4 protein-coding genes and 1 pseudogene are annotated in these 4,328 nt (G+C 66.2%); 2 read left to right on the top strand and 3 right to left on the bottom strand.

Going from position 1 to position 4,328, the window contains the following annotated elements:
- Window positions 1-199 (top strand): annotated as a pseudogene (locus EN738_RS31610) (ABC transporter permease); the annotation flags it as partial.
- Between the two features lie 157 nt (window positions 200-356).
- A complete protein-coding gene (locus EN738_RS31605; RefSeq protein WP_127287021.1) occupies window positions 357-1,373 on the top strand; it encodes an isopenicillin N synthase family oxygenase in 1,017 nt (338 codons plus the stop codon).
- 213 nt (window positions 1,374-1,586) lie between these two features.
- Here EN738_RS31605 and hpaH read toward each other — a convergent pair whose 3' ends face one another.
- Genes hpaH through hpaD form a run of 3 tightly spaced genes read right to left on the bottom strand, consistent with a single transcriptional unit; the run spans window position 1,587 to window position 4,262 of the window.
- Entirely contained in the window at window positions 1,587-2,390 is an 804-nt protein-coding gene (gene hpaH / locus EN738_RS31600) for a 2-oxo-hept-4-ene-1,7-dioate hydratase (RefSeq protein WP_189606078.1), read from the bottom strand.
- Window positions 2,387-3,262 carry a fumarylacetoacetate hydrolase family protein gene (locus EN738_RS31595; RefSeq protein ID WP_127287020.1) on the bottom strand — a complete coding sequence of 292 codons (876 nt, stop codon included), beginning with the start codon at window positions 3,260-3,262 and terminating at the stop codon, window positions 2,387-2,389. The genes hpaH and EN738_RS31595 overlap by 4 nt, the downstream gene beginning before the upstream one ends.
- Before the next feature lie 19 nt (window positions 3,263-3,281).
- A complete protein-coding gene (gene hpaD / locus EN738_RS31590; protein ID WP_127287019.1) occupies window positions 3,282-4,262 on the bottom strand; it encodes a 3,4-dihydroxyphenylacetate 2,3-dioxygenase in 981 nt (326 codons plus the stop codon).
- Between the last annotated feature and the right edge of the window lie 66 nt (window positions 4,263-4,328).

Raw genomic sequence — 4,328 nt, 5'->3', positions numbered from 1 at the left:
GACCCTGGTGACGCTGGTCGGCGCCTCGGCCATGGCCGGCGCCATCGGCGCCGGCGGGCTTGGCGATCTCGCCATCCGCTACGGCTACCAGCGCTTCGAGACCAGCGTCATGGTCGCCGTGGTCATCGTCCTGATCATCCTTGTCTGCGGCATCCAGTGGGCGGGCGACCGGCTGGTCGCCAGGCTGGATCGACGCTGATGATGGGAGGGCCGGAAGTTCTTTGCCCGCCGGCAGCGGAATGCAGCGCCGGCTTTGCGTCATTCGCGCCGAGATTGGATCGTGCGTTGCTTGGGCCGGGGCCGCGCGCATGGCATCGTGGGGCGGGGTCGCATAGTGCCGCGAAAGGAGCCTGACCATGGCCAGAATTATCCCCGTGCTCGATCTCGACCGCCTCGACCAGGGCGCCTCGGAACGGCGGACCTTTCTATTCGACCTGCGCACGGCCGCGCGCGACGTGGGCTTCTTCTATCTCTCCGGCCACGGCATATCGGCTTCTGAAATCTCCGACGTGCTCGATGCCTCGCGGCTGTTCTTCGCCTTGCCGGAGGCCGACAAGCTGGCGATCGAAATGGTCAAATCCTCGCAGTTCCGCGGCTATACGCGCGCCGGCGGCGAGCTGACCAAGGGCAAGGCCGACTGGCGCGAGCAGCTCGACATCGGCGTCGAGCGGCCGACGATCGCGCAGGGGCCGGGCGTTCCAGCCTGGACGCGGCTGCAGGGGCCGAACCAGTGGCCGCACGCCCTGCCGGAGCTGAAACCGGCGCTGCTTGCCTGGCAGAGCAAGGCGACCCAGGTGGCGATCCGCCTGCTCAAGGCCTTCGCGCTCTCGCTCGACCAGCCGGAAGACGCCTTCGATGCGATCTATCGCGACGAACCCAACCACCGCATGAAGATCGTGCGCTACCCCGGCCGCGACGCCACCGGCGACGACCAGGGCGTCGGCGCCCACAAGGATGGCGGCTTCCTGACCCTGCTGCTGCAGGACGAGAACAAGGGGCTGCAGGTCGAGTACAATGGCAATTGGGTGAATGTCGACCCGATCCCGCAGACGCTGGTGGTCAACATCGGCGAATTGCTCGAACTGGCCTCGAACGGATATCTGCGGGCAACGGTCCATCGGGTGGTGACGCCGCCGCCCGGCGTCGAGCGCATCTCGGTGCCGTTCTTCTTCAGCGCCCGGCTCGACGCGACGATCCCGCTGCTCGACCTACCCGAGGACCTGGCGGCGGAGGCGCGCGGTCCGGCAAGCGACCCCGACAATCCGCTGTTTCGCGACGTCGGGACCAATGTGCTGAAAAGCCGCCTGCGTTCCCACCCGGATGTGGCGCGCCGGCACTATGCAGATCTGCTGGAGGCGGCAGCGGCTGGCTGAGGCCGCGGTCCTGCTTGCGCGATATTTTTTCGCGCTTCGGCTGATATTTGGAATTCTGTTCGTCGCAAACTCACCGGTCAAAGCCCACATAGGATACATCGTTCGGCGTTCTCCTCCCATTGCGCCGAACGATGTTCCCCTCTGAAGGTTTGACCTTCATTTCTGGCCGGGCCGCATTCGCGCCCGGCCTTTTTTCTTTCGGGATGGGTGCTGTCAGGCGAAGGCGATGCGGATGATTCCGTACGGGCCGAAATCGGCGGCTATCTGGTCGCCGTGCCTGCATTCCACTGGCCGGATGAAGGAGCCGGACAGCACCACCTCTCCGGCGGAGATGCGCATGCCGTACTGATGCAGACGGTTGGCGAGCCAGGCGATGCCTTTCGCCGGATGGTCGAGCACGCCTGCGCCGAGCCCGGTCTCCTCGACCTCGCCATTGCGCGACACGATGGCGCCGATCCAGCGCAGGTCCGCCTCGCGCGGCCCGGCCGAGCGGCCGCCGACGACGATGCCGGCATTGGCGGCATTGTCGGAGATGGTGTCGAAGAAGGTGCGGATCCTGCCGGTCTCCTTGTTCATCCGCTCGATGCGGGTGTCGAGGATCTCCAGCGCCGGCGTGATATGGTCGGTGGCGTCGAGCACGTCGTCGATCGACACGTCCGGGCCGGCGAGCGGCGCCTTCATGACGAAGGCGATCTCGGCCTCGATGCGCGGCTGGATGAAGCGGCCGCCCGGAACCGTGGCGCCGTCCTCGAAGAACATGTCGTCGAACAGAATGCCCGAGTCTGGAATGTCGATGCTGAGCGCCGACTGCATCGCCTTCGAGGTCAGGCCGATCTTCCAGCCCTTGATGGCCAGCCCCGACGCCACCTTGCGCTTCACCAGCGCCGCCTGCACCCGGTAGGCGTCGTCCATGGTCGCTTGCGGAAAGTCGAGGCTGAGCAGCCGGATCTGCCGGCGCTCGCGCTCGGCCTCGAACAGCCTCGCCGCGGCATCCTCGACCTGCGCTTCGGTCATCATCGGCCAGCTCCCTCGTCGACGACGCCGTTGCGGAGCAGGCCGATGCCGTCGGCCTCGACTTCGATGACGTCGCCCGGCTTCAGCCAGATCGGCGGCTCGAAGCGGGCGCCGGCGCCGGTCGGCGTGCCGGTGACGATGATGTCGCCCGGCACCAGCGTGGTGAAGGTCGAGATGTAGGCGATGATCTTGCGGAAGGAAAAGATCATGCGGCCGGTGCGGTCCCGCTGGCGGACCTCGCCATTGACGCGCGTGGTGAGCGAGATGTCGGCGATCTGCGCCGCGTCGGTGAACGGCACCAGCCACGGGCCGATCGAACCGGAACGGTCGAAATTCTTGCCTTGCGTGACGTTGAATTTGGCGTGGCGCACCCAGTCGCGGAGCGTGCCTTCGTTGCACAGCGACAGCGCCGCGATGTGGCCGAGCGCGTCGGCCTCGGCGATGCGGCGGCCGCCTTTGCCGATGACGATGACGATCTCGCCCTCATAGTCGAGCTGCGGCGATTCCGGTGGCCGCACCAGCGGCGCGCCATGGCCGACGAAGGACCGCGGGAAGCGGATGAACAGCGACGGGTTGGAGGGCGCCGCCTGTCCGTCCTTGTACTCCTCGTTGCGGTCTGGAAAATTGACGCCGACGCAGATGATTTTTTCCGGGGAGGGGATTGGGATCTCGTAGGCGATGTCCTCAACCTTGAAGTCGGGCGCGAAGGCATCCGCCTCCTCCGCCAGCCGGCGCAACGCGCCGGCCTCGATCACCTCGCGCAGCGTCGGCCATTGGGTGTGGCGCGCCGAAAGGTCGACGACGCCCTTGTCGGTGATCGCGCCGTAGCGCGTCTTGCCGCCGACGGTGAAAGTGGCGAGGCGCGCCGCGCTCATGCTGAAACTCCGCACACAGTTAGGGCGCCACGATTGGCGACGCCGCCAGATCGGACGGACGCGGCTTCACCCCGGCAAAGACGCTGCCTTCCTCGAACCAGCTCTTCGGAGCCGGCGCGCCCCAAAGCGTCTGGCGCTGCGGATCCTTGAGGTCCCATTTGATCGGCTCCAGATCGGGGTCGACCGTCTGGTAGTCGGAGCAATAGATCTCGATGCGATGGTTGTCGGGGTCGCGGATGTAGAGGAAGAAGGCGTTGGAAATGCCGTGCCGGCCCGGGCCGCGCTCGATGTTCGGCAGCCAGCCGGTGGTGGCCATCAGGTCGAGCAGGTCGATGATGTTGAGCGGCGTCGGCACCCAGAAGGCGACGTGATGCAGGCGCGGGCCGAGGCCGTTGGTGAAGGCGATGTCGTGCACGCCGCCCTTGCGATGCGTCCAGGCGGCCCACAGCCTACCGGTCTCGGCATCCTCGGTGTATTCGGTCACGCGGAAGCCGAGCTCGTTGTAGAACGCGACCGATTGATCGACGTTCGGCGAGAAGCAGTTGAAATGGTCGATGCGCAGCGGCTTCACGCCCTTGTAGAGCGCGTATTTCTGATGGATCGGCGGCAGCCGCTCCATCCTGGAGTAGAATTCCAACGGAATGCCGTGCGGATCGCGGGTGCGGAAGGTGCGCGACTGGTAGGGCCGCTCCACCCACTCCACCGGCAGGCCCTTGCCCTTGAAGAAGTACTCGGCCTTGTCGAGGTCCTCATCGGAAAAGACCTTGAAGCCGAGGTCGCGCGCTTCCGCGACCGGGCCTTTCCTGAGCACGATGCAGTGATGGCCGCGTTCTTCCAGCGCGCGCAGGTAGATCGCGTCTTTGGTCTCGTCGGTCACCTGCAGGCCGAGCGTGTCGACATAGAAGGCGCGCGACTTCGCGAGATCCGTGACGGCGAGCTCGACGTGGCTGAGCCGTACGATGTTGAAAGCCGGGTAGAGGTTGGGTTGGGGCAGGGGCATCTTTGGGTCTCCGGTCAGCCGCCGAGCTTCTGGATGGAATGCGGCGCCGTGGCGAACGCGATGTTC

This window comes from Mesorhizobium sp. M4B.F.Ca.ET.017.02.2.1 (assembly GCF_003998955.1).
In the GTDB taxonomy this organism is placed as follows: Bacteria; Pseudomonadota; Alphaproteobacteria; order Rhizobiales; family Rhizobiaceae; genus Mesorhizobium; species Mesorhizobium abyssinicae.
The sequence above is the reverse complement of the archived record's forward strand: the minus strand, read 5'-3'. Positions and strand labels throughout refer to the sequence as shown.